23 protein-coding genes are annotated in these 24,991 nt (G+C 32.5%); 9 read left to right on the forward strand and 14 right to left on the reverse strand.

Annotated elements, in window-relative coordinates; all coding sequences use genetic code 11:
* The first annotated feature begins 11 nt into the window (after nt 1-11).
* Both metX and VRU49_RS09565 read left to right on the forward strand, forming a co-directional pair.
* The gene (gene metX, locus VRU49_RS09560) at nt 12-1,067 is read left to right on the forward strand and encodes a homoserine O-acetyltransferase MetX (protein ID WP_330146556.1); all 1,056 of its coding nucleotides are present in this window, start codon (nt 12-14) and stop codon (nt 1,065-1,067) included.
* Nucleotides 1,068-2,303 (forward strand): homoserine dehydrogenase, encoded by a 1,236-nt coding sequence (locus VRU49_RS09565; RefSeq protein WP_330146557.1) that lies wholly within the window; start codon nt 1,068-1,070, stop codon nt 2,301-2,303.
* A gap of 80 nt (nt 2,304-2,383) precedes the next feature.
* On the opposite strand, the gene VRU49_RS09570 is transcribed toward VRU49_RS09565, so the two are convergent.
* The 3 genes from VRU49_RS09570 to VRU49_RS09580 are packed head-to-tail and all read right to left on the reverse strand — an operon-like array spanning nt 2,384 to nt 7,634.
* Nucleotides 2,384-3,682: a dihydrolipoamide acetyltransferase family protein gene (locus VRU49_RS09570; protein ID WP_330146558.1), complete on the reverse strand. Its 1,299-nt coding sequence runs from the start codon at nt 3,680-3,682 to the stop codon at nt 2,384-2,386.
* Between the two features lie 48 nt (nt 3,683-3,730).
* Complete coding sequence (locus tag VRU49_RS09575) at nt 3,731-4,978, reverse strand: competence/damage-inducible protein A (RefSeq protein WP_330146559.1); 1,248 nt, start codon at nt 4,976-4,978, stop codon at nt 3,731-3,733.
* Between the two features lies 1 nt (nt 4,979).
* The gene (locus VRU49_RS09580; RefSeq protein ID WP_330146560.1) at nt 4,980-7,634 is read right to left on the reverse strand and encodes a putative LPS assembly protein LptD; all 2,655 of its coding nucleotides are present in this window, start codon (nt 7,632-7,634) and stop codon (nt 4,980-4,982) included.
* Nucleotides 7,635-7,700: 66 nt separating this feature from the next.
* Here VRU49_RS09580 and VRU49_RS09585 point away from each other — a divergent pair, with 66 nt between their 5' ends.
* From VRU49_RS09585 to VRU49_RS09595, 3 genes are read left to right on the forward strand one after another with little or no spacing between them, the layout of a single operon-like run.
* Nucleotides 7,701-8,567: an N-acetylmuramoyl-L-alanine amidase family protein gene (locus VRU49_RS09585; protein WP_431311603.1), complete on the forward strand. Its 867-nt coding sequence runs from the start codon at nt 7,701-7,703 to the stop codon at nt 8,565-8,567.
* Nucleotides 8,568-8,582: 15 nt separating this feature from the next.
* Nucleotides 8,583-9,350: an N-acetylmuramoyl-L-alanine amidase family protein gene (locus tag VRU49_RS09590; RefSeq protein ID WP_330146562.1), complete on the forward strand. Its 768-nt coding sequence runs from the start codon at nt 8,583-8,585 to the stop codon at nt 9,348-9,350.
* A 19-nt stretch (nt 9,351-9,369) separates the two neighbouring features.
* Nucleotides 9,370-10,314 carry an MlaD family protein gene (locus VRU49_RS09595; protein ID WP_330146563.1) on the forward strand — a complete coding sequence of 315 codons (945 nt, stop codon included), beginning with the start codon at nt 9,370-9,372 and terminating at the stop codon, nt 10,312-10,314.
* A 46-nt stretch (nt 10,315-10,360) separates the two neighbouring features.
* Here the strand turns inward: VRU49_RS09595 and VRU49_RS09600 are convergent, their stop codons facing one another.
* Genes VRU49_RS09600 through VRU49_RS09615 form a run of 4 tightly spaced genes read right to left on the reverse strand, consistent with a single transcriptional unit; the run spans nt 10,361 to nt 13,629 of the window.
* A complete protein-coding gene (locus tag VRU49_RS09600; protein ID WP_330146564.1) occupies nt 10,361-11,272 on the reverse strand; it encodes a ribonuclease Z in 912 nt (303 codons plus the stop codon).
* 3 nt (nt 11,273-11,275) lie between these two features.
* Nucleotides 11,276-11,659, reverse strand: a complete 384-nt coding sequence (locus tag VRU49_RS09605) for an STAS domain-containing protein (protein WP_330146565.1) — start codon at nt 11,657-11,659, stop codon at nt 11,276-11,278.
* 22 nt (nt 11,660-11,681) lie between these two features.
* The gene (locus VRU49_RS09610) at nt 11,682-12,629 is read right to left on the reverse strand and encodes a phosphoribosylaminoimidazolesuccinocarboxamide synthase (protein ID WP_330146566.1); all 948 of its coding nucleotides are present in this window, start codon (nt 12,627-12,629) and stop codon (nt 11,682-11,684) included.
* A 37-nt stretch (nt 12,630-12,666) separates the two neighbouring features.
* The gene (locus VRU49_RS09615; protein WP_330146567.1) at nt 12,667-13,629 is read right to left on the reverse strand and encodes a PhoH family protein; all 963 of its coding nucleotides are present in this window, start codon (nt 13,627-13,629) and stop codon (nt 12,667-12,669) included.
* A 103-nt stretch (nt 13,630-13,732) separates the two neighbouring features.
* On the opposite strand from VRU49_RS09615, the gene VRU49_RS09620 reads away from it, so the two are divergent.
* From VRU49_RS09620 to VRU49_RS09630, 3 genes are read left to right on the forward strand one after another with little or no spacing between them, the layout of a single operon-like run.
* Nucleotides 13,733-14,512 carry an SAM hydrolase/SAM-dependent halogenase family protein gene (locus tag VRU49_RS09620; RefSeq protein ID WP_330146568.1) on the forward strand — a complete coding sequence of 260 codons (780 nt, stop codon included), beginning with the start codon at nt 13,733-13,735 and terminating at the stop codon, nt 14,510-14,512.
* Nucleotides 14,512-14,796 carry a putative quinol monooxygenase gene (locus VRU49_RS09625; RefSeq protein WP_330146569.1) on the forward strand — a complete coding sequence of 95 codons (285 nt, stop codon included), beginning with the start codon at nt 14,512-14,514 and terminating at the stop codon, nt 14,794-14,796. The genes VRU49_RS09620 and VRU49_RS09625 overlap by 1 nt, the downstream gene beginning before the upstream one ends.
* 2 nt (nt 14,797-14,798) lie before the next feature.
* Nucleotides 14,799-15,317 carry a hypothetical protein gene (locus VRU49_RS09630; RefSeq protein WP_330146570.1) on the forward strand — a complete coding sequence of 173 codons (519 nt, stop codon included), beginning with the start codon at nt 14,799-14,801 and terminating at the stop codon, nt 15,315-15,317.
* Here VRU49_RS09630 and VRU49_RS09635 read toward each other — a convergent pair.
* From VRU49_RS09635 to rpsO, 7 genes are all read right to left on the reverse strand, one after another.
* The gene (locus VRU49_RS09635) at nt 15,301-16,539 is read right to left on the reverse strand and encodes a DUF1015 domain-containing protein (RefSeq protein ID WP_330146571.1); all 1,239 of its coding nucleotides are present in this window, start codon (nt 16,537-16,539) and stop codon (nt 15,301-15,303) included. The two genes, VRU49_RS09630 and VRU49_RS09635, sit on opposite strands and share 17 nt — an antisense overlap.
* A gap of 3 nt (nt 16,540-16,542) precedes the next feature.
* Entirely contained in the window at nt 16,543-17,493 is a 951-nt protein-coding gene (locus VRU49_RS09640; protein ID WP_330146572.1) for a D-2-hydroxyacid dehydrogenase, read from the reverse strand.
* A complete protein-coding gene (gene serC / locus VRU49_RS09645) occupies nt 17,493-18,557 on the reverse strand; it encodes a 3-phosphoserine/phosphohydroxythreonine transaminase (RefSeq protein WP_330146573.1) in 1,065 nt (354 codons plus the stop codon). The genes VRU49_RS09640 and serC overlap by 1 nt, the downstream gene beginning before the upstream one ends.
* 29 nt (nt 18,558-18,586) lie before the next feature.
* Nucleotides 18,587-20,911 (reverse strand): TonB-dependent receptor, encoded by a 2,325-nt coding sequence (locus VRU49_RS09650; protein WP_330146574.1) that lies wholly within the window; start codon nt 20,909-20,911, stop codon nt 18,587-18,589.
* A 41-nt stretch (nt 20,912-20,952) separates the two neighbouring features.
* Complete coding sequence (rpe, locus tag VRU49_RS09655; protein ID WP_330146575.1) at nt 20,953-21,618, reverse strand: ribulose-phosphate 3-epimerase; 666 nt, start codon at nt 21,616-21,618, stop codon at nt 20,953-20,955.
* Between the two features lie 84 nt (nt 21,619-21,702).
* Nucleotides 21,703-23,847 (reverse strand): polyribonucleotide nucleotidyltransferase, encoded by a 2,145-nt coding sequence (gene pnp, locus VRU49_RS09660; protein ID WP_330146576.1) that lies wholly within the window; start codon nt 23,845-23,847, stop codon nt 21,703-21,705.
* Nucleotides 23,848-24,019: 172 nt separating this feature from the next.
* The gene (gene rpsO, locus VRU49_RS09665; protein WP_330146577.1) at nt 24,020-24,298 is read right to left on the reverse strand and encodes a 30S ribosomal protein S15; all 279 of its coding nucleotides are present in this window, start codon (nt 24,296-24,298) and stop codon (nt 24,020-24,022) included.
* A gap of 205 nt (nt 24,299-24,503) precedes the next feature.
* On the opposite strand from rpsO, the gene VRU49_RS09670 reads away from it, so the two are divergent.
* On the forward strand, nt 24,504-24,923 hold the full coding sequence (locus VRU49_RS09670) for an acyl-CoA thioesterase (protein WP_330146578.1): 420 nt from the start codon (nt 24,504-24,506) through the stop codon (nt 24,921-24,923).
* Nucleotides 24,924-24,991 lie beyond the last annotated feature (68 nt).

The following is a 24,991-nucleotide window of genomic DNA, read 5'->3' on the forward strand; positions in this document are numbered from 1 at the left end:
TTAAAAAGGGTATGTCGACTTTAACCTATAAACACAAAAAAACTTTTAAGCTTGAAAGTGGCAAACGAATAAAAGCTTTAGAAATTGCTTATGAAACGTACGGTACACTTAATGCCGAACAAAATAATGTTATTTGGGTTTGCCATGCACTAACGGCAAATTCAACGGTACTTGATTGGTGGAAAGGACTTTTTGGCGAGAATGATTTATTTAATCCCAAAGACCATTTCATTGTTTGTGCAAACATACTCGGCTCTTGTTATGGAACAACCGGACCATTAAGCACGCATACAATTACCAATAACCCCTATTATTTAAGTTTTCCAACTATTACAATTAGGGATATGGTAGAGGCGCATAAAATTTTGGCTGACCATCTTGGAGTTAAAAACATAAAAGTATTAATTGGAGGATCATTAGGCGGTCAGCAAGCATTAGAATGGAGTATCATGTCTCCTAATAAGATTGAAAACTTGGTTCTTATTGCCACCAACGCATTTCATTCGCCTTGGGGAATAGCATTTAATGAAAGTCAACGTTTAGCAATATCTACCGATAGAACATTTTATGCCAATACGCAAACTGGCGGATTAAAAGGCTTAAAAACAGCAAGAAGTATTGCGCTTCTGTCCTATCGAACTTATGAAGCGTATGCATTAACTCAATTGGAGAGCGATCATTTGAAAACAGAAAACTTTAGAGCAGCAAGTTATCAGAATTATCAAGGTGAAAAGTTATGCAAGCGATTTAACGCATACAGTTATTGGTATTTAACCAAGGCAATGGACAGTCATAATGTAGCTCGAGATAGGAAATCATTAAAAAACGCATTACAACAGGTTAAAGCCAATACATTAACTATTGGAATTGAAAACGATGTGCTCTTCCCTATTGAAGAACAGAAATTGATAGCAGAAAATATCCCTGGCGCCAATTTTAAGACCTTGAAATCCGATTATGGACACGATGGATTCTTAATTGAAACAGACCAACTTACTCAGATTATAGGAAATTTCCTAAAAGATAGTATTAATAAAAAAATAATACCCTTAATAAAAACAGCATAAATGAACAATAAATTAAAAATTGGCCTTTTCGGATTCGGAGTAGTGGGTCAAGGATTATACGATATAATTAAAGGACAAGATTTAAACCTAGAGTTTACGAAAATAGCCATAAAGGACCCCTCAAAACCCAGAACTTTACCAGACAATTTATTCACAACAGATCATAACGAATTATTAGATAATCCTTCAATAAACACCATTGTAGAATTAATAGACGATGCTGATGTTGCTTATCATATTGTTAAAAAGGCCTTATCAACAGGTAAAAATGTAGTAAGTGCAAACAAAAAGATGATTGCTCACCATCTAGAAGAATTGGTAGAATTACAACAAAAATATGGAACCTCACTTTTGTACGAAGGAGCCGTATGCGGAAGTATTCCTATCATTAGAAACTTAGAAGAATATTACGACAATGAGCTATTACATGCATTGAGTGGGATTTTCAATGGGTCTTCAAACTATATTTTATCTAAACTCTACAATGAAGGATTAGGCTATAATGAAGCTTTAAAACGAGCACAAGAACTAGGTTTTGCAGAAACAGACCCAAGCTTAGATGTTGGTGGTTATGATGCTAAATTTAAACTAGCTATTGGTACAGCGCATGCTTATGGATTATTTTTAAATCCCGATAAAATATTTAACATCGGCATACAAAATATATCCAAACAGGACATAAAATTCGCAAAAGAAAAAGGCTTTAAAATTAAGTTAGTGCCTACTGCAAAGAAAGTAAGTCAGCGACAAATCATCACTTTTGTTATGCCGAAATTTGTAAAGCCAGACGACTTTTTATTTAATGTTGAAAATGAATATAATGGTGTAACCGTACAGGCTGCCTTTGCAGATCAACAATTTTTCTTTGGAAAAGGTGCTGGTGGCCATCCAACTGGAGCGGCGGTTTTAAGTGATATAGCTGCGTTAAGATATAACTATAAATATGAATATAAAAAGCATCATCAAAACGCTAACATTCTACAAACCAATAATATATCACTCGAAGTATATTTAAGATACCAGCACGAATACACAATAGAAAAATTGAAAGTCGATTTAATTAGTGAAAAATATTTTAGTAATGATTACAAATATATTATCGGCACAATTAAGCTTTCAGAATTAATAAAAAACAAATCTATTTTAGAAAACAAAGACATTTTTCTGGTTAGCACAGGAAAAATAAGCTATCAAGCTACGGCTTCAAAATCTAATACAGATTTAGATATAATTTAATTTTTACTGTACACATTATTTAACAAAAAAGCCCTGAACAATTAAATTTATTCAGGGCTTTTTATTATTTATAAAAGTTATTACAACTCTCTTTTTACATCGAAGTTCTCTAAATAATCGGCTACTCTTCTTACGAACATTCCACCTAACGAACCATCAACAACACGGTGATCATAAGATAAAGATAAGAACATCATATGTCTAATTGCAATTACATCACCATGTGCAGTTTCTAAAACAGCTGGTTTCTTTTTAATGGCACCCACTGCTAAAATGGCTACTTGTGGCTGATTAATAATAGGCGTTCCCATAACATTACCAAAAGAACCCACATTGGTAATTGTAAATGTTCCACCTTGAGTTTCATCAGGTTTTAATTTACCACCTCTTGCACGATTTGCTAAATCATTAACAGATTTAGTAATGCCGAATAAATTTAACTGGTCTGCATTTTTAATTACCGGAACGATTAAATTCCCAGAAGGTAATGCAGCAGCCATCCCTATATTGATGTCTTTTTTCTTAATAATTTGATTTCCACTAACAGAAATATTAATCATTGGGAAATCTTTGATAGCCTTAGCAACAGCTTCAATAAATATTGGCGTGAAAGTTATCTTTTCGTTTTCTCTCTTCTCAAACGAATTTTTTATTTTATCTCTCCATTGAACAATATTTGTAACATCAGCTTCAACAAATGAAGTAACATGCGGCGAAGTTTGCTTACTCATCACCATATGATCAGCAATAATCTTGCGCATTCTATCCATCTCCACAATTTCATCGCCACCACTTACAGAAATTACTGGTTTAGAAACTTCTTTTGCTGGAGCAGCGCTAACTGGAGCTGGTGTTGCAGACGGAGCAGATTGCTGACCTCTATTTTTTAAATAAGCCAATAAATCGTCCTTTGTTAATCTACCTTCAGAACCTGAACCCACTAATTGGTCTAATTCAGATAAAGGAATATTTTCTTGCGCTGCAATACTTTTCACTAAAGGCGAATAAAACTTAGTTGAAGAATTATCAGCAGTTACTTCAGTAGAATTTTGTGAGTTTTGATTTTGAACTGGAGCAGCAACAGGAGCTTCTTTAACTGGTGTAGCTTCAACTTGGTTAGAAGATTCTGCATTTCCACCTTCAGTTTCAATAATTGCTATAACCGTTCCTACCTGAACAACATCATCTACATTAAAAAGTGTCTTTACTAATTTACCAGCTACAGGAGAAGGAACTTCAGAATCAACCTTATCTGTAGCTATTTCCAAAATAGTATCATCTAAAGCAATCATATCACCAGGTTGTTTAACCCATTTGATTACAGTTGCTTCGGCAACACTTTCTCCCATTTTAGGTAATAACAATTCGTACTGCGCCATATATTCTTATTAATAATATTTTTTTGCAAAAATAGTGGTTTTTCTCCGTTATTTATCTTCCTTTTTTAAATGATACAATAAAAATGTTAATGCTGCCGAAGTAGCTCTATCTATTATCTGCTCCCTTTTACCACTAAAATTGAAAAGTTTTGTTTTTACACCTTGTTTTGAAGCAAAACCAATCCATACCGTACCTACTGGTTTTTCATCGTTATCAGTTGCCGGACCAGCTATTCCGGTTGTAGCTATTGCATAATCAGATTGAAACGTATTTAAAGTCCCCAATGCCATTTCTTTTACCGTTTCTTCACTTACCGCCCCAAAATTTTCTAAAATTTCTTTATTTACACCCAATACTTGGTGTTTAATTTGGTTATTGTATGTAATTGCTCCACCCACATAGGCTGCAGAACCACCAGCATTTAAAGTTAACATATGACCAATATTCCCTCCTGTACAACTCTCTGCCGTTGATAAAGTTTTATTTCTAGAAATTAATTCAGTTAATACCACTGCATCTAAAGTGGTATCTACCTCCGCTAAAACATAATCATTTGCAATACCTATGATTTGCTTTGCGATGGAATCAACTTCATTTTTTAAATTATCGTAATTTGCTCCAACCCCACTTAATCGAAGCCTAACTTGCCCCAGTTTTGGCAAATATGCCAATGAAATATGTTCAGGTAAATTATCTTCAACTGAAATTAATAATTCTGCTAAGAAAGACTCACCAATGTTTGCCGTTAAAATTGTTTTGTGATAAATAAAAGGCATCGAAAATTTTTCCTTCAACTTCGGAATCACTTTATCTTCCATCAAATATTTCATCTCAAAAGGAACCCCTGGCATAGAAACTACAACTTTACCATCTACCTCAAACCACATGCAAGGGGCTGTACCATATTCGTTTAACAATACTTCGCAACCTTCTGGTACTTCGGCTTGCAATTTATTAACCTCCAAAAGTGGGCGATTTAGTTTGGTGAAGAAATTTTCAACGTTTCTCAAAGTTTCCCCATCTACACGCATTTTCATGTTGAAATAACTAGCTAGGGATGATTTAGTAACATCATCTCTAGTTGGGCCTAATCCACCCGTAATTAACACTATATCCGCTCTAGTTAGGGCTGTAGATAATGCTGTTTTTATTGCTTCAGATTTATCAGAAATAGAAGTTATTTGTACGACTTTAATACCAACAGCATTTAACTTTTCTCCCATCCATGCAGAATTGGTATCTACAACTTGTCCGATTAAAATCTCATCTCCAATGGTTATTATTTCAGCAAACATATTAATATCTGGTATTAAATGATTTTCTTTTAGATAATTTTAAATCTTGCAAAATGCTAGCTCTTACCCTTAAATCAATAGAATAACTTTGAAATTGACCAAATGGAATCCAGTTTGCACTTAAATCCCAACAATGTAAATCTCTATAAATCGACAAAGAAGTACCAGAAATACGCTTAGCTGTAAAGTCGAAACCAGAAATAAACTGCACTTTCCATTTCGGCGTAATACTTAAATCTCCATTAAAGTTTAAAGTATTGGTTACTTGACCAGATTTTCCAAGGGGATTAAAATATTGAAGACTATAGTTAAATGCAATATTCCATGGAATTTTAAAATCTATAAATGCATTTGGGTCTCTAGCAATTAAAGCAAGCTGATTGGCTTGATCTGGGTTTAATGCACCCACTTTAGCCGCTTCTTTTCTAAACTGATCATTATTTAAATTCCTACTTCTAAATGATTCAGGATTAAAACTATAATCAAATGATAAACCAAATGATATTAATCTCGGTAATTTCCCTTCTTTAAAGGTATAAACATTAGATTCTCTACGGATGGTTCCTGAACCGTTTATATCCCGAATTTCTTCTACTAAATAAGGACTAAATACTCCGTTAAAATTAATACTTAGTTTTTCAGATAATTCTGAAGCACCAGAAAAAGAAATATTCGATAAATTCTTTTCCTTTTGAACAAAATTATAAGACCCATTAAATGTTAAATTTCTAAGAATGGCTAATTTTTTCTCTCCAGTACCTGTCGTGTCTTTTCTATCTGCCAGTTTTAATTCAACCGTATTTTCGAATCCAAAATTTAAACTAGCCGCTTTATTATTATTTGGCCCACCATAAATACCTTGCTCAAAAATAGAATACTTTAATTGACTTAATGGGTCGTTCGGATTCATAACCGGGCTACCATCAGGATAATAAGCATTCCTATAAATTCCTAATCTTGGATCCGTAAAATCTGGATTATAAGAAACGCCAATACTTGGTGTTAAAACATGTCTTAACTTTTTAATATTTCCTAGGTTTTTAAACTCAACAACTTTACTATAAAGTTTTGTCCCTAAAGAAAAGTTTAAACTATAACTTCCACCTCTTTTAAATCCAGGAATGGTATCATTTAAAACAGTTAATCCACTTGGATCGCGGTAAAAGGTCTTTTCTACTGTTTGCAAATACCAGGTATCAACATAATTAAAATTGGCATTTGCATTAATAAAATTGAATAAATTAAATGGCAACGACACAGGAATATTGTGTTGAAACCCATTTTGAAAATTATTTAATGATTCTCTTTTAAATAATAATGAGTCTATTGTTCTAATCTCATTCCTAGTTTGAAAGCTATAGCCTACGGTTAATCTTTCATACCATTTTGGATCAGAAATATTCTTTTTATTTGCAAATGGACTAACGGTCGACATGTTTAAACTCACCTCTGGTAATGATAAAGAAACACTATTTGTAGTAGTTTGTTGAGAGTGACGAGCTGCAACACTTAAATTAAATAACCCATTCCCAAAAACCTTTCCGTAACTAATACTAGAACTAAGTGCATTTTCGGCAATTTGATTTAAATTATAACCATATCCACCCGCAGTATTATTATTATAACTACTTGTTCTAGCATTAACAGAGGCACTAAAGGTAGTACCGGGTCTTGCATTTTGATTCTGCGAATGCGTCCAAACCACACTAAAATCTTTTCTAGGTTCATATTCTGGTGTTCCTTCTAAACCTAAACGTGTACTTGCATAATCGAAACTAAATCCGCCAGAATATTTATATCGCTTTGTATAACCTGCATTTACAGCTGCATTATATGAACCCCTAGTTGTAATGGTTCCAGTAAACTTGGCATCCCAATATTCACTTAATCCAACATAATACCCAAAATTTTCCAACATAAAACCCCTAACAAAATCTTCGCGCGGCGTACCAATTATTAAACCCGACGATTTCTTATTGGGTTTAGTGAAAAATCCGAAGGGAATACCGACTGGAAGTGGAATATCTTCTACCTCCAAATAAGCCGGACCTGTAATAATCATTTTTGGTGAAACAATACCTTTTGTAATGTGAATACCAAAATGTGGGTGAGGCAAATTACAAGTACTAAAAACAGTTCCTTTACTATGGATTTCATTATCTGGTTGTCGTTTAGACAATCCTCCAGAAAAATACCCCCCAGATTGCTCAGTAAACAAACCGTAAATAACCAATTTTTTAGATTCCAAATTAAATAAAAGTGAATCTGCAGAACCAGTTCCATCGGTTTTACTCTTAAAAATGGGCTTACCGATGTAATTATTTGCCGCATTATAACTACCTCTTGCAAATAAAGTATTGTTTTGTTGGTCGAATTCTATATAATCTGCATCTAATTCAAAATCTTGATAAATAACCCTCGCTTCTCCAATTAAATAAAAAGTATTATTTAATCTATCATACCTCGTTGTTTTAGCTGCTTTATGAACCACCTCTTCTGTATTTACTTTAGATTTTTTAGTGGTATCCATTTTATTTGGCGCAGTAGAAACCACTGGATCTTGAAACAGTGATAAACTACTAGCCAAGGTGGTTTTTGTACTAAAAATTACAATCAGTACAACAACAAATGAAATGAATGTCTTGAAAAGTTTCAAATTGAATATGTGAATGTTATTTTTGCAATAATATTAATTGCAAAACGTTCAAAATTAATGAAAAATATGCCATTGAGAATTTCTAAAAAATTTTTAAGATTAATTTTTATTTCTGCTATTGTTTTATTAACTGATAATCAACTGTTTGCACAAGAATATAAAATTAAAACTATTGTAATTGATGCGGGTCATGGTGGGATTGATGGAACTACAAGGGGATTAAAATACACAGAAAAAGACCTTGCCCTTAAAACAGCCTTAGCACTGGGAGCAGCAATTGAACAAGAGTTAAAAGACGTAAAAGTTATTTACACTAGAACTACCGACGTTTTTATACCTTTATATGAACGTATAAACATTGCCAACGAAGCTAAAGCCGATTTATTTATTTCAATCCATTTAAACGATATGGCTGCAAAAGCCGTAAGAGTTCCTAATGGATATAAAACAGTTAAAGGTAAAAGAGTTGCTCAATATAAAACCGTTTATAGAAAACCCACCTCTGTACGAGGTACAGAAACATTTGTTTCTGGTTTAGGTAGGGTAAATGAGCAAGATGAAGTAATAAAAAGAGAAAATGCCTCTATGTTTTTAGAAGACAATTATGAAGCTAACTATTCGGGTTTTGTACCTAATGACCCAGAAAATGCTATTATTTTGTCGTTAATGAAGAATGCATACAGAACTCAAAGTTTAAATTTGGCTAAATTTATTCAGGAAGAATATGTTGCAGTAGGTAGAGTAAACCGAGGTGTTCAAGAGAAAAGTCTAGCGGTTTTAGCTAGAGCTGGAATGCCTGCCGTATTAACAGAAATAGGGTTTTTAAGTAATCCTGAAGAAGAGGAATATATGGCTTCTGAAAGCGGACAAATAGAAATTGTAAACTGTTTATTAAGAGCTATAAAGGCTTATAAAACACAAATAGAAATATAACACTACACACACTAAATGAAAAAAATACTAATATTCCTGTCACTTTTAATTATAATTTCAACACAAGGTTTTAGTCAGAATTACAAAATAAAAACGATCGTAATAGATCCCGGTCATGGTGGAAGTAAACCAGGATCAGTAGGTAAAATTTCTAAAGAAAAGGATGTTTGTCTTCAGATTGGATTAAGGTTAGGTAAGATATTTGAAGAAAAAATGCCTGATGTAAAAATTATTTTCACCCGAAAAACAGATATTGATGTAGATTTAGGTAGACGAGCGGAGATTGCCAACAATGCAAAAGCAGATTTATTTATTTCTATCCATGCCAACTCTATGCCAGTTGGTTCTAAACCTGTTAGAGGTACAGAAACTATTGTTGCAGGCACAGGAAGACTCAATGAACAAGATGCTGCATTACGAGAAAATGCCGATATGAAATTAGAAAGTAATTACCAAGAAAAATATAAGGATTTCACCTCTGCAAACCCAGAATCAAATATTATGTTATCTTTGTTAAAGAATACTTATAGAGAAAAAAGCATTCAATTAGCTAAATTTATACAAGAAAATTACACGAATGTAAACAAACGTATAGATAGAGGTGTTAAAGAGCAAAACATTTTGGTTTTACAAAGATGTGGTATGCCTGCGGTCTTAACAGAAGTAGGATTTATCAACAATCCGGAAGAGGAACTTTACATAAACTCTGAAACTGGTCAGTTAGAAATTGTTACCGCAATTTTTAATGCAGTAAAATCATATAGAACAGAAATCGAAAAATAAAAGTTTAAACTACACAATTGTGAAGATAACAAACGAAACTAAAGTAGGCATATTGGCAGCATTTTCAATCGCCTTGTTAATTATTGGATATAACTTTTTAAAAGGAAATTCAATTTTTAAAGACGAAACGGTATTGTATGCTAAATATACGCGGGTTGATGGACTTTCTGTGTCTAAACCCATCTTAATCAACGGATTCCAAATTGGTAGAGTTAGCGCATTAAAATTACAACCAGACGGAATTATTATAGCTACTTTAAACGTAGATGGTAAATATGAAATTCCATTAAATACAATTGCAAAACTAGAAAGCACCGATTTATTAGGTGGCAAAGCAATTGTTATGGAATTAGGAAACAGTGCTACATTTGCTAAAGATGGTGATACTTTAAATGCCAATGTTTCTAGAAATTTAATGGAAGCAGTTGAGCCAGTTCAGAAAAAAGCTGAACAAATTATTAGTAAAATGGACTCTATTCTAACCAGTGTAAATTCTATTTTAAACCCAACATTCCAGAAAAATATTGAAAGTAGCTTTACAAGTATTGCAGGTACTTTGGGTTCATTAGAAAAAACATCTAAAAAAGTAGATGCATTAGTTGGTACTGAAAGTAGTAGAATTTCAGCAATTTTTAGTAACCTAGAAAACATTACTGGAAATTTAAAAAACAACAACCAAAAAATAAACGATATTTTAGCTAATATAAATACGGTAACCGATAAATTTGCGGCTTTAAATTTCCAAATCACCATAGATAATGCTAACAAAGCAGTGGCTGATATGCAAAAAGCGGTTGATAAAATAAACCGTGGTGAAGGTACTTTAGGTAAATTAGTAAACGATGAAGAGTTGTATAGAAATTTAGCAAATGCATCTAAAAATCTGGATAACTTAATGATTGATTTGAAAGAAAACCCTAAACGATACGTTCACTTTTCTATATTTGGTAGCAAAAAAGATTAGTTAAGAATAAAATAAAAAGTCCCGATGAAAATCATCGGGACTTTTTTTATATCTGAAATGTTCTCCCCTCTATTGCTAATTCTGTTGATTCGAAAACAGTTTTAGCTTCCATAAGAAGTGGAATTAAAGTTTTATAACGCGAACTAAAATGTCCGATTAACAATCGCTTAGAATTAGTTTTTTGAGCTACCAATGCGGCCTCATAAGAAGTAGTATGAAAAGTTTGTTTAGCTCTATCTACTAAATCATGCATAAAGGTTGCTTCGTGATATAAAAGATCTGAATCTTTAATATATGAAAAATAAGTTTCTTCAAAAATTGTATCAGAACAATAAGCGTATTTCCTAGGTGGCAATGGCGGAAAAGTAAAATCCGAATATTTATAAACTTTCCCATCCAAATCTGTAACATCTACCCCTCTTTTTAACATAGAGTAAAAGTTTAACGGAACAGCTTTGGCTTCTAATTCAGAAACATTTAATTTTCTACTGTGCGGAGTTTCTTTAAAGACAAATCCAGTACAGGGAATTCTATGATTTAATGGAAATGCCTCCACAATCAAATCTTTGTTTTCCAATATTACGGAATGTCTAGAACCATCGATTGGATTGAAAATTAAAGGAAACTTAAGCACTGTATCAGAATATTTAAATTGAATATTTAAAATATCCTCCAATGCTTTTGGACCATAAACATTTAATGCCTTTGTACGACCGTTTAAATGCAAACTACTTATTAGACCAATTAGACCAAAATAATGATCGCCATGCAAATGCGTAATAAAAACATGATCTATTTTAGAAGCTTTATATCCAAATTTAATTAACTGCTGTTGGGTACCCTCGCCACAATCAATTAAATAAAAATTATCATTACAGTTTAGTAATTGAGCAGATGGATTTCTATTAAATACCGGAGTTGCAGAACTACTTCCTAAAATGGCAATTTCAAACTTCATAATTTATTGATCCACCTCGCCTCTAAATTCTCTTTCTAATTCCTCCATAAATATAATATCAATCGCTTCATCAATTTTATTAACAAAAGTTACCGATTGGAAAATATTAGAAAGTGAAATTATTTCTTCAATTTGCTTGTTTACCCCTGTTACTACAAATGTACCACCTGCTGTCTTACACAGCCTGTCGCCCACTAATAATGAACTTAAATCTTGAGCATCTGTACATTCTTTCACGGCGCTCAAATCAAGTATAATATTTTTATAGCCTTCGGCATTTAATACATAAAGCTCTGCTTTAAGACCTGGAGCATTATCATTTGTAAATTTTGGCTCATCTAATTTTAAATGAACATATTTTTCGTGTTTATCAACTGTAAATTTCATCTTATAAATCTTAAATGAGTAATTATTTGAGTTTCTGAAGTGCTAAATTAACATTCTTCTCAATTCGTTCCATAATATTGTCGGTGTTATTTCTTATAAATTTATCACCTGTTATTTGTTCAAATAATTCTATATATCGCTCAGAAATAGATTTCACAACTTCATCTGTCATTTCCGGAACCACCTGACCATCCTTACCCTGAAAGCCATTTTCTATTAACCATTTTCTAACAAATTCTTTAGACAACTGCTTTTGTGGTAATCCCTTGTCTTGTAATTCATCATACCCTTCAGCATAAAAATATCTTGAAGAATCTGGTGTATGAATTTCGTCAATCAGATAAATTGTATCCCCTATTTTTCCAAATTCATATTTAGTATCTACTAAAATTAAATTTCTTTGAGCAGCTATTTCTGTTCCACGCTGATAAAGCGCCTTGGTATGTTGCTCCAATTGCTCGTAGTCTGATTTAGACACAATGCCCTTAGCTAAAATATCTTCTTTAGAAATATCTTCATCATGACCAACTGCAGCCTTTGTTGTAGGCGTTATAATAGGCTCAGGAAGCTTATCATTCTCTTTTAATCCATCTGGCAAACTTACCCCACATAGCGTTCTTAAGCCGCTAGAATAAGTCCTCCAAGCATGACCAGCTAAATAACCTCTAATCACCATTTCTACTTTAAATGGCTCGCAGATTCTTCCAATCGTTACCATCTCATCGGGTGTATCTAAAACCCAGTTTGGTAAAATATCTTCGGTAGCTTTTAAAAATTTTGTTGCTATTTGATTTAAAACCTGACCTTTATAAGGAATTGCACGCGGCAAAACCACATCGAAAGCCGAGATGCGGTCAGACACCACCATGGCTAAAATTTTATTCTCTATTGTGTAAACATCTCTAACTTTCCCTTTATAGAAATTAGTTTGACCAGGAAAATTAAAATTGGTTTCTTTAATTGATTGCATTATATATTGTAGTAGTATTTAATCTTTTATGTTGTAATTATTGAATATCGCCGTAAGCTTTCAATATCTTCTTAACTAGTTTATGCCTAACCACATCATCACCAGTTAAATAAATAATATCAATTCCTTTAATATCAGTTAGAATTCTAAGTGCATTATGTAGTCCAGATTGCGAAACTTTTGGCAAATCTATTTGAGTAACATCACCTGTTACAATAAATTTCGCATTTGGCCCCATTCTAGTCAAGAACATTTTCAACTGCAAATCTGTCGAATTTTGTGCTTCATCCAATATAACAAAACAGTTATCTAAGGTTCTTCCGCGCATAAAGGCAAGCGGAGCAATTTCAATAGTTCTATTTTCTAAATAAAATTTAAGCTTTTCTGCAGGAATCATATCATCCAAAGCATCATAAAGCGGACGTAAATAGGGATCAACTTTTTCCTTTAAGTCGCCTGGCAAGAAACCCAAACTCTCCCCTGCTTCAACAGCAGGTCTGGTTAAAATAATTCTTTTTATTTCTTTATTCTTTAAGGCACGAACCGCTAAAGCTACAGCCGTATAAGTTTTTCCCGTTCCGGCAGGCCCAATAGCAAACAATACATCATTGTTCTGAATACTATCTACCATTTTTCGCTGATTCGGTGTTCTTGCTTTCACCAATAATCCATTGGTACCATATACAATTACTTCACCTGAACCAACACTTGCTTTCTCAGTAGAAGAATGGTCAGTTTCTACTTTATTAGAAACCTTTAAAATAGATTCTATATCACTAGCAGTTATATTTCCGTATTTATCTAAATGAGCAACCAGCTCATTCATCTGCTTTTCAAAAACCTTTAATGCCTCATCGTCGCCCAAAGCTTTAACTTCATTTCCTCGTGCAATAATCTTTAACTTAGGAAATGCCGCTTTAATTAAAGCATAATGTTCATTCTTAACACCCCACAATTGAAGTGGATCTGTAGTATCTAATATTAATTTTATTTCATTCAAGGTCTGTATTTTTTATATTTAGACAAGTTTTTCGGTAGAAAAATTGAATATTTGCAGGAAATTTCCTGCATACACAAGAATAAGGATAAATTTTCGATTTTTAATGGCAATAATAACATTAACTACAGATTTAGGAACAAAGGATTTCTATCAGGCAGCTCTGAAAGGCAGTATCCTTTCTCTATTTCCGGAGGTGAATATTATTGACATAACCAATGAAGTTCCTTCGTTTAATGTATCGTATGCGGCTTATGTGCTAAAAAATGCTTATGCCTATTTTCCAAAAGGAACTGTACACTTAATTGGGATAGATAGCGTTTTTAGTAAGAACACCAGGTATTTAGCGGTAAAACACAATGGTCATTATTTTGTAGGTGCGGATAATGGCATTTTCTCCCTTCTTTTTGATAGAATTCCTGATGAAATTGTAGAACTTAATATACTTCAAGATTTAAAATATCTTCAATTTCCACTCGTAGATATATTTGTAAAGGCCTCTGTTCATTTAGCCAAAGGTGCAAGTATGATTGATATAGGTATTCCTTCAGATCAAATTATAGAAAGAGGAACTATACAACCGGTTATAGAAAAGGATATGATTAGAGGAAGTGTAATCTATATTGATACCTTTTCTAATGTTATTACAAATATCACTAAAGACCTATTTACTAAAATTCAAGATAATAGAGAATTCACTTTATACTTTAGAAAAAACGAAACCATAACTCAGCTTTCATGGCATTACAATGAAGTTCAAGAAGGCGAAAAATTATGTTTATTCGGGATGAGCGACCATTTAGAAATTGCCATAAATAAAGGTAAAGCAAGCGGATTATTAGGTTTACATGTAAACGATATAGTTAGAATAGAATTTCATAATTAATGATAACAAGATTAGTTAAAATGGAATTGAATGATGAATTTACAGTTCAATTTCCATTATTCTTTAAAAATTTAAAGTCAAAAATTGAAGCATTTGAGGGTTGTTTAGAGGTTAGTCTTCAACAGGATATACATCAAAAAAACACTTTCTTCACGATAAGTAAATGGAATTCTGAAACAGATTTAAACAATTACAGAGATTCTGAGTTATTTATTGAAACTTGGAAAACAGTGAAACCCAATTTTACAGAAAAAGCTGTAGCTTGGAGTTTAGAAACCCCCTAACTATGAAAGTTAAACTAATTATTTTACTATTTTGTTGTTGTAGCTACACAGAGATTTTAGCACAAAGTTTATCACCTTACGAGGTTCAAAGACAAAAAGTAAATCAATTATTAGTAGAAAGAAGCAACAAATTTAGTCAATACGACAAAAGCTTAGCCGCCAGAACGGGTATTTTTGGTTTGCAGACTAAAAAAGACATTAAAAACTCTAATGAAATTCTAAGGGAAATTGTATTAAACGACAATGCAATTTTTAGAGAATTAAAGGTATTATTAGATTATAAAGACCTAGTAACTCAAGAAATATCTCAAGCCGCAAATACCAAAGAAGACCGCATAAAAGATTATAAAAAATCAATTAAAAAACTTCAGGATCAAAACGAATTATTAAAAATTAAATTAGAAAAAACCGAATCAGGCGAAACGTTTCAATTTATTTTAATTATTCTATTAATTGTAGCTTTATTGGGCTTATCCGTACTTTTTTATAAAACTAAAAACTTGCTTAAGCAAAATAATTAATTACCAATCCAACTAAAAATTTTGGCTCTACCCAAGTAGATTTTGGAGGCATGGATGCGCCTGCATCAGCAACAGCTTTTAGCTCTTCTAAAGAAGTTGGACATAGTGTAAAAAGCACCTTAAAGTTTTCTGAATCTACTAAACGCTTTAATTCTGAAATAGGTGCTAAACCACCTTCGTATTGAATACGTGCATCGGTTCTTGGGTCCTCTATATCAAGAATAGGAAAAAGAATATGATCATGTAATATTGAAACATCCAGATCTTTAACTACATCGCCTTTAAATAAATCTGAATGTGGTATTAATTTATACCATTTATTATCTAAATACATCCCAATTTCGCGGGATGATGCTGGCACATAATCATTCGTCAACGGAACAATATCAAACTTATATTCAATCGCCGCTAAGAAAGATTTTGTATTAAAATTTAAAATATCCTTTACTAACCTATGAAATTGATAAATTTTAACTTCTTCAAAATCCATATAAACAGATGTGAAGTAATTATATGGCGCATTAAAATCCTCGTTAGGATCTAATTTAGACTTCGCTAAGGCCATATTTGTCATTGAGGCTATTCTATGGTGACCATCTGCCAAATAAACCTTCTCGAGCGACCTAAATGCTAATTCTACCTCTTCTAATTCCTGTTCGTCTGATATTTGCCAAAGTTCATGAAAAGAACCGTCATTATATTCGAACTGAATTATAGGCGATAAAGCAGTATATTTTTCAATAAATCGTTTAAGAACCGGGTTTACTTCATGGGTAATTAAAACAGGATTGGCGTCTAAACAGGTTTGTTGAAGATAATCTGCCAATAATTTTTCTCTTCTTGCAACCGTTAATTCATGTTTTAGAATAGTATTTTCCATATTATCTAAAACCGATGTTAAGGTCCAATAACCCGTTTGCAACCTTCCTTTATTATTTACACGATAAATAAATATGGAAGGTTGGTTTATTTTTTCGATGTATTTAGCATCTAAAAAGGACTCAATATTATCAGAGATCTTTTTGTATATTAATTCTTGTCTGGAGCCTCTTAAATATTGATTATCTAATTCAGGATTTATTAAATGCAAAAAAGAATAAATATTTTCCGACGCTATTAATCGTGCTTCTCCTAAACTATAACATTCTAAAGGTCTGGTTACAACTTCTGCAGCCAGACCTTTATTTGGAACAATAGCATTAAAAGCTTTGATTCTAGACATTTATTAATTTTTAAAATGTGCGATAATCAATTCTGCTAATTCAGTACCAATTCTTTCTTGTGCTTCGTTTGTTGAAGCTCCGATATGAGGTGTTAACGAAATTTTTGGATGATTTAATATAGCCGATGATGGAGTTGGCTCATTTTCGAAAACATCTAAACCAGCAAAGGAGACCTGACCTGAATTTAATGCTTCTATTAAATCTTCCTCATTAATTACACCACCTCTAGAACAATTTACAATACCTACGCCTTTCTTTGTTTTAGCAAAAGAAGCAGCATCTAACAATGGCTTTTCTGAGAATGGCGTGTGTAATGAAATAAAGTCGCTTTTCCTTATAATGTTTTCTAAATCAACAAATTGAATATCAATATCTAAAGTTTTACCTCCATAAAATTTTAATGTAATGGTTGGGTTATTTGGAAATAAATCATACGCCAAAACTTCCATCCCTAATCCCAAAGCAATTTTAGCAACTTCTCTCCCAATCCTTCCAAATCCAATAATACCAATTACCTTACCTCTTAATTCAACACCCTTGGCATAATTCTTTTTTAATTGGTCGAACTGCGTATTTCCATATAATGGCATTTGTCTATTTGCGTCCTGCAAAAAGCGTATTCCAGTAAATAAATGAGCGAAAACCAATTCAGCAACAGATTGTGAAGATGCTGCAGGAGTATTTACTACATTAATTCCTTTAGATTTTGCATACTCAACATCAATATTATCCATACCAACACCACCTCTACCAATTAATTTAATATTTGGACATTGATCTATTAATTCCTTTCTAATTTTGGTAGCACTCCTAACCGTTATTGCATCATAATTTTTAAGTGCTGCGGGTAAATCATTTTGAGCAATTGTTTCAGTATCCACTACAAAACCTGCTTCTTCCAATAACTTTTTACCAATGGGATCTATCCCATCATTTGCTAAAATTCTTACCATTATTTATTTTTTTCTTCAAAATCTTGCATTAATTCTATTAAAGCATGAACACTATTAATACTTAAAGCATTATACATAGATGCTCTAAAACCACCCACACTTCTATGTCCAGCTAATCCTTCGAAACCTGCATTATCTGCAAGCCTTAAAAATTCCTTTTCTAGAGATGAATCTTCCATTACAAAACAAACATTCATCCTCGATCTATCTTCTACCGCACATGTTCCTTTGAATAATTTATTTCTATCTATTTCTCTATACAAAGCATTTGCTTTTAAAATATTATCTTTTTCAATTTCTGCCACACCACCTTTAGCCTTTAACCAACGTAAATTAAACATAGCTACATAGATTGAAAAAACTGGAGGTGTATTGTACATTGATTTACCATCAATATGCACCTTATAATCCATCATCGATGGAATTACCCGATCAACCTTTCCTAAGATTTCGTCTTTTACAATCGCTACGGTTAGTCCAGCTGGACCAATATTTTTTTGTGCACCTGCATAAATTAAATCAAACTGACTTACATCTACTGTACGACTTAAAATATCAGACGACATATCACAAACTAAAGGAACATTAGTCTTCGGAAAATTAAAAACCTCTGTGCCATATATGGTATTATTTGAAGTAAAATGATAGTAATCTGCATCGTTTGGAATAACAAAGTCTTTAGGTACAAAATTGTAATTCTCAGATTTAGAAGATGAAACAACTTCTACTTTACCTAGCATTTTTGCTTCTTTTATAGCTTTATTTGCCCATACACCTGTATCACTATAGGCTGCAAAACCTTTAGTACTTAACAAATTCATAGGCACCATTGCAAATTGCATACTTGCACCACCTTGTAAAAACAATACAGAATATCCAGCAGGAACATTCATCAATTCTTTAATTAATTCAGTGGCTTCTTCAACAACTGCTTCAAATTGAGGAGTTCTATGTGATATTTCTAATATTGAAAGACCATCTTTAAAATCCAATACTGCTTGTGCAGCTTGTTTATAAACCTCTTGCGGAAGAATACAAGGACCTGCACCAAAATTATGTCTCATAAGTAATTTTTTTTTGTCAAATTTAATGGTTATTTAGCTTTTAATTTAGCAATTAGTCTAATATTTAATTGCCTTCCTGTATGATAATTGGGAACCGCATATTGGGCACCATTTAAATCTTTAACCCATAGGTAGGATGCCGTATTATTCATGTTTAGCAAATTAAATATTTCCATATAAGCAATTATAGAATCAAACTGTTTGCTTTTTTTAGAAGAATTGGATTTCCTTCCTTGATTTTCTAAAAAATCCTTACTAAAACCTATATCAATTCTTTTATAAGAAGGAACCTTAAAATAATCTGAATATTGATTAGTATTTGGAAGTCCTACCGGGATAGGTGATCCATATAATAAGTTTAAATGAACCTTATAAGAAGGATTTGATGGAAGTTTATCTTGAAAAAATACCGAGGCATTGATATGTTGATCTGTAGGTCTTCTTTGGCGTACATTTAAGTAATTATTGGCTTCAATACCACTATTAACAATGGTTTGATTAGCACGCATTACAGAAAGCCTAAAATAACTTAATAAGTCTTCTACCAATTCACCCCCTATTGTAAAATCTGCCCCATAGGTGTTTCCAGTTGCTTTTTGATGGGCTAAATAATTAATTTTAAGATGATCAATAATAAATGGAATCATCTTATCTGCATATTTATAATAAATTTCTGTAGTAAATTTTAAAGGCTTCCCACCTAAATTAAAAGCATAATCGTGTCCAACCGTAAAATTATAAGAACGCTGGTAATCTTGTTTCGATAATAATTGACCGTTCCAATTTCTCATAGTTTTAAAATCTGGGTCTTGATGATAGACTCCGAAACTAAACCTGGTAATATTATTTCTATCTTCATTTCTAAAGGCTAACAATAACCTCGGACTAATTGATAATTTGTCAGCGATTTTATTATATGCCGCTCTAACGCCTAATTGTAAATCTATTCCTTCTTTTAACTCATAAGCATCTTGAATAAAAGCTGAAAAATAGGATGCACGTAAATTATTTAATTTAAATAATGCTGGCGGATTAGGGATAGTTTGCGATAATACGCCTATCTGACTAATCTCATTATACTCTTCTCTAAAATCTTTCTGAATCCATTTTAGTCCCCAGCTAAACATATGGTCGCCCATTAACTGTTCGGATCTAAATTCGGAAATAAAAGAATTTGACTTTAAAAAATTATCTACAAAATTTCTTTGAAAACCATAATTTGAAATTGGAGAAAGTCCTTGCAAATAATACTGGCCGAGTACATTTGTGTTTTCTGTCTCTACGGTACTAAAATAGCTATTAATAAACTTCAATGACCAATTTGCTGAAGGCGAATAATTGAGGGTTAAACCACCTCCACTCGAAAAATAACTTGTACGCTCACTACCCGAATAATTAACAAATAAACTTCCATTTTGTAACTGTGTTCCAAATTCAGTTGCCCTATTTTCTGGAATAAAATTAAAAACGCCACCATTTATATTACCGAGAAAAGTGAGGTTAAGTTTCGGAGAAAAATGTTGACTAAATAGAAACTGTACATCTGCAAAATTTGGATTATATCTACCTTTTAAATCTTGTTGACTTAAAATCCCAGAATTATTCTTGTAGCGTGCTCCAAATAAAAAATGCCTATTAATACCTGCTTTTTTAAACGTAAAAGAGGAATTTAATATACCAGCCACCAATTTTATTTCATTACTATCTGGTATTTCATACTTAACATCTAAAATAGAGGCTAACTTATCGGCAAATTTTGCTTCAAAACCACCCGGAGAAAACCTTGCACTAGTTACTAAATCTGAATTAATAAAACTTAAACCTTCTTGTTGACTATTCCTCACATAAACAGGTCTATTTATTTCAATATTATTGATATAAGTAGCATTATCATCTGGATTCCCACCTCTAACATTAAATTGAGCGGTTAATTCATTATTTACGGAAACACCAGGAAGTGTTTTCAGAATCGCTTCAAAATTAGCAGAAGGCGCTGGCATATTCATCAATTGTTGCATATTAATACCAATGGTATTACTTAACTGCTCTCTTTTTGAAGTTATGGCAACTTGCTCTAAAATATTTATGTTTTTAAATAAATTAACATCACGCTGAATTCGCCCAGCTTTCTCCTCATTAATAAAAATTGATTCATTTTTATAGCCCAACAAGGAAAATACCAAGGTAAATTTTGTTGATTTAGAATAAATCGTGTATTCACCATCATCATTAGAAATTACATTAATCTTTTGTTCAGGAATAACAACATTAACATTTCTAAGCGGAAAATTATGCTCATCAGATATAACCCCAGTTACTTTTACTTGTAGCTGGCCAAAAGTTAAATTTGACATCAATAAAAAGGATATAAATAAAATCCTCCTGAGCATATATTTTATAAGTTTTGAGATGCAGATTCCTTCATTTTTATAATTAATGTTGAAGGATTTTCTGCTTTAAATATTGCATTACCCGCAACAAAAGCATTAACTCCTGCTTGATATAACTTATTGATGTTTTGATCTGAAACCCCTCCATCAACTTCAATAATAAATTCATATTGGCTTTCAGATTTTAAAGCATTAAGCTTTCTTACTTTAGAATAAGTTTGCTCAATAAATGCTTGTCCGCCAAACCCTGGATTTACAGACATGATTAACACCAGATCTAAATCTTGGAGTATATCTGCTAACAAATCAACTGGAGTATGTGGATTTATCGCAACACCTGCCTTACAACCATGCTGCTTAATTAATTGAATGGTTCGGTGCAAATGAGTGCAAGCTTCTAAATGAACCGTAATAATATGAGCGCCAGCATTTGCGAATCGCTCAATATACTTATCAGGTTCAACAATCATTAAATGTACATCTAGTGGTTTCTTTGCATATTTTTTAAGCACCTCCATAACAGGAAATCCAAAAGAAATATTGGGCACAAACACACCATCCATTACATCAACATGAAACCAATCGGCCTGACTTTCATTAATCCATTCGATTTCTGTTTTTAGATCAGCAAAATTAGCTGATAAAATTGAGGGAGCAATTATTGGTTTCATGCATTAAAGATATAAAATAACCTCAAAAAAAAAGCTTCCCATAGTTGGGAAGCTTTTATATTATTTTAAATAAAACCTTAAAACCTATTTTTCTGGTGCAGGAGCAGCAGCTGGTTTCTCTGGTCTAGGTAATAAAACTTTACGAGAAAGTTTCATTTTACCTTGTTTATCAACATCTAATAATTTTACTTTTACGATGTCGCCTTCTTTAAAAACGCCATCCATAGTCTCTAAACGAGCCCAGTCAATTTCAGATATATGTAATAAACCATCTTTACCTGGCATAATTTCTACAAAGGCTCCAAAAGGCATAATAGACTTAACTTTACCTTCGTAAACTTCTCCAATTTCTGGTTTAGCTACAATATTTTTGATTCTAGTAACTGCAGCATCAATTGCAGCTTTATTATCCGCGAAAATTTCGACAATACCTTTGTTATCCACCTCTTCAATAGAAATAGTAGCACCGGTTTCGCGTTGCATTTCTTGAATAATTTTACCACCTGGTCCAATTACAGCACCAATAAATTCCTTGTCGATAGTAAGCGTTACTATACGAGGAGCATGTGCTTTATAATCTTCATTAGGCGTACTAATGGTTTTAGACATTTCATTTAAGATATGTAATCTACCTTCTTTAGCTTGTTTTAAAGCTTTAATTAGTACTTCATAAGATAAGCCATGAATTTTTAAGTCCATTTGACAAGCAACAATACCATTAGCCGTACCAGTAACTTTAAAGTCCATATCACCTAAATGATCTTCATCACCTAAAATATCAGATAAAATAGCATATTTTCCAGATTTAGAATCGGTAATTAAGCCCATAGCGATACCAGAAACAGGCGCTTTAATTTTAACACCGGCATCCATTAATGCTAAAGTACCAGCACAAACCGTAGCCATAGAAGAAGAACCATTTGATTCTAAAATATCAGAAACGATACGGATAGTATAAGGATTTTCAGCACCTGCTGGTAATACTTTCTTTAATGAACGCATTGCTAAAGCACCGTGGCCAATTTCTCTTCTACCAGCACCTCTGTTTGGTCTAACTTCACCAGTAGAAAAACCTGGGAAATTATAGTGCAACATAAATTTATTATATCCATTTACGAAAGCACCATCGATCATTTGTTCATCGCTTTTAGCGCCCAAAGTAACCGTAGTTAACGATTGAGTTTCACCGCGTGTAAATACAGCAGAACCATGAGCTGCAGGTAAATAACCTACTTCACTCCAAATAGGACGAATTTGTGTAGTTGTTCTACCATCTAATCTAATCCCTTCATCAAGCAATAAATTACGAACAGCATCATACTGAACATCGTGGAAATATTTCTTAACTAATGCTTTGGTTAAATCTTCAGTGTCTTCTGGCATAGCATCGAAATAATTATTAATTATTTCAGTAAATGCTGCTGCTCTAACCTCTTTAGAACCACCTGCTTTTGCTACATTATAAACCGCTTGGTAAGTATCAGCATAAACTTTAGCTCTTAACTCATCATCATTATCTTCGTGATTATATTCACGTTTTACAGTTTTACCTGCTTCTTCTTGTAATTCTAATTGAACTTTACATTGAATTTTAATTGCATCATGTGCAAATTTCAATGCTTCAACCATTTCTTCTTCTTGAATTTCATCGCACTCACCTTCCACCATCACAATATCATTAATAGAACCAGCAACCATAAATTCTAAAGTTGCGCGTTCTAAATCAGATGCATATGGATTAATCACCAAATTACCATCAATTTTAGCTACTCTAACTTCAGAAATTGGTCCGTTGAAAGGAATATCTGAAACAGCCAAAGCTGCAGAAGCTGCTAAACCTGCCAAACAATCTGGCATAATATTTTTATCAGCCGAAATTAATGAAATCATCACCTGCGTATCAGCATGATAATCTTCTGGAAATAAAGGTCTTAAAGCTCTATCTACTAATCTTGAAATTAAAACTTCATAATCAGATAGTCTAGCTTCTCTTCTTAAAAAACCACCTGGAATACGTCCAGTTGCCGCATATTTTTCTTGATAATCAACAGATAAAGGCAAGAAATCTGTCCCAGGTTTTGCACCAACAGTAGAAACTACTGTAGCTAGGAGCATCGTATCTCCCATTTTTACAACTACTGAACCGTCTGCTTGTTTAGCTAATTTTCCGGTTTCAATTTCAATTGTTCTTCCATCGCCCAAATCGAACGATTTTTTTATTATATTCATGTACAAATTGTTGTGGTATGTTTTCCTCTTTTACATACCGGTTATGTTTATTTTTTATAAATTTCAGTAAAGGTAATTCATTTACACTTTATTTTTATAAAGCACGTAATAAAAGATCATTAAAATAAAAAAGCCACCCTATTCAGAATGGCTTTTTTGGATAAAAAGTTGCTTATTTAATGATATCACGAAGCGATAAAGCTTTGATAATAGCACGATAGCGCTCAATATCTTTTTTGTAAAGATAAGCTAAAATACCACGACGTTTACCTACTAATTTTTGTAGAGCTAATTGGGTAGAAAAATCTTTACGATTTTTTTTCAAATGTTCTGTTAAATGCGCAATACGGTATGTAAATAACGCTACCTGCCCTTCAGCAGAACCGGTGTTTGTAGCCTTTTCACCGTGTTTTTGAAAGATTTCAGCTTTCTTTTCTGAACTTAAATACATTCTTGAATAATATTAAAGTGTTTATAAATTAATTAATTGTTTACAAAGGTAGATATTTTTAATGATATTTTTAAGGTAATTCGCTCATTTATTTCTATTTGCTACGCAATTTCAATTTCAAGTAAACAATTAATAATACCTTAATCTATCTTTATTTTGCTCTTCTATTCATTTTACAGACCTTTGTGCAAACCGCATTTAAAATATGATACAAAACGAATTTTCCATTTTTGAAACCGAATTAAAAGTTCGCCCAGATGATATAGACATGTTTAATCATGTTCATAACAGCAAATACCTAGATTACGTTTTGGCTGCGCGTTACGAACAAATGCAGGATAATTACGGTATGAGTTGGGAAGAATTCACTAAAATTGGTTACGGTTGGGTGGTAAGTCATGTCGACATAAATTTTAAACGTCCATTATTAATGAACGATTGGATGCGAATTAGAACTGGTATTTTAACCATAAACCACAAAGGCTGTTGCGTTCAATTTGAAATTATTAATAAAAGAACAGGAAAAGTGGCGGCCGACGGAGTATTCGATTATGTTATGATTGATTTAAACACCAATAAAAGTGCGAAAGTCACAGAAGAAATGATTAAAGCTTATAGTATCTAGACGCAAAAATCATTATACCTATATTTTCCTTAAAAGAATATTCAAGGAAAATATAGGCAGAAAAATAT

Origin of the sequence: Pedobacter flavus (assembly GCF_036324285.1) — a bacterium.
Classification (GTDB): domain Bacteria; phylum Bacteroidota; class Bacteroidia; order Sphingobacteriales; family Sphingobacteriaceae; genus Pedobacter; species Pedobacter flavus.

What these genes read in the sequence shown, in the direction of transcription:
- metX (WP_330146556.1), top strand. Translation starts at nt 12, where the DNA reads ATGTCGACTTTAACCTATAAACACAAAAAAACTTTTAAGCTTGAAAGT.
- VRU49_RS09565 (WP_330146557.1), top strand. Translation starts at nt 1,068, where the DNA reads ATGAACAATAAATTAAAAATTGGCCTTTTCGGATTCGGAGTAGTGGGT.
- VRU49_RS09570 (WP_330146558.1), bottom strand. Translation starts at nt 3,682, where the DNA reads ATGGCGCAGTACGAATTGTTATTACCTAAAATGGGAGAAAGTGTTGCC.
- VRU49_RS09575 (WP_330146559.1), bottom strand. Translation starts at nt 4,978, where the DNA reads ATGTTTGCTGAAATAATAACCATTGGAGATGAGATTTTAATCGGACAA.
- VRU49_RS09585 (WP_431311603.1), top strand. Translation starts at nt 7,701, where the DNA reads ATGCCATTGAGAATTTCTAAAAAATTTTTAAGATTAATTTTTATTTCT.
- VRU49_RS09590 (WP_330146562.1), top strand. Translation starts at nt 8,583, where the DNA reads ATGAAAAAAATACTAATATTCCTGTCACTTTTAATTATAATTTCAACA.
- VRU49_RS09600 (WP_330146564.1), bottom strand. Translation starts at nt 11,272, where the DNA reads ATGAAGTTTGAAATTGCCATTTTAGGAAGTAGTTCTGCAACTCCGGTA.
- VRU49_RS09605 (WP_330146565.1), bottom strand. Translation starts at nt 11,659, where the DNA reads ATGAAATTTACAGTTGATAAACACGAAAAATATGTTCATTTAAAATTA.
- VRU49_RS09610 (WP_330146566.1), bottom strand. Translation starts at nt 12,629, where the DNA reads ATGCAATCAATTAAAGAAACCAATTTTAATTTTCCTGGTCAAACTAAT.
- VRU49_RS09620 (WP_330146568.1), top strand. Translation starts at nt 13,733, where the DNA reads ATGGCAATAATAACATTAACTACAGATTTAGGAACAAAGGATTTCTAT.
- VRU49_RS09625 (WP_330146569.1), top strand. Translation starts at nt 14,512, where the DNA reads ATGATAACAAGATTAGTTAAAATGGAATTGAATGATGAATTTACAGTT.
- VRU49_RS09630 (WP_330146570.1), top strand. Translation starts at nt 14,799, where the DNA reads ATGAAAGTTAAACTAATTATTTTACTATTTTGTTGTTGTAGCTACACA.
- VRU49_RS09635 (WP_330146571.1), bottom strand. Translation starts at nt 16,539, where the DNA reads ATGTCTAGAATCAAAGCTTTTAATGCTATTGTTCCAAATAAAGGTCTG.
- VRU49_RS09640 (WP_330146572.1), bottom strand. Translation starts at nt 17,493, where the DNA reads ATGGTAAGAATTTTAGCAAATGATGGGATAGATCCCATTGGTAAAAAG.
- serC (WP_330146573.1), bottom strand. Translation starts at nt 18,557, where the DNA reads ATGAGACATAATTTTGGTGCAGGTCCTTGTATTCTTCCGCAAGAGGTT.
- VRU49_RS09650 (WP_330146574.1), bottom strand. Translation starts at nt 20,911, where the DNA reads ATGTCAAATTTAACTTTTGGCCAGCTACAAGTAAAAGTAACTGGGGTT.
- rpe (WP_330146575.1), bottom strand. Translation starts at nt 21,618, where the DNA reads ATGAAACCAATAATTGCTCCCTCAATTTTATCAGCTAATTTTGCTGAT.
- pnp (WP_330146576.1), bottom strand. Translation starts at nt 23,847, where the DNA reads ATGAATATAATAAAAAAATCGTTCGATTTGGGCGATGGAAGAACAATT.
- rpsO (WP_330146577.1), bottom strand. Translation starts at nt 24,298, where the DNA reads ATGTATTTAAGTTCAGAAAAGAAAGCTGAAATCTTTCAAAAACACGGT.
- VRU49_RS09670 (WP_330146578.1), top strand. Translation starts at nt 24,504, where the DNA reads ATGATACAAAACGAATTTTCCATTTTTGAAACCGAATTAAAAGTTCGC.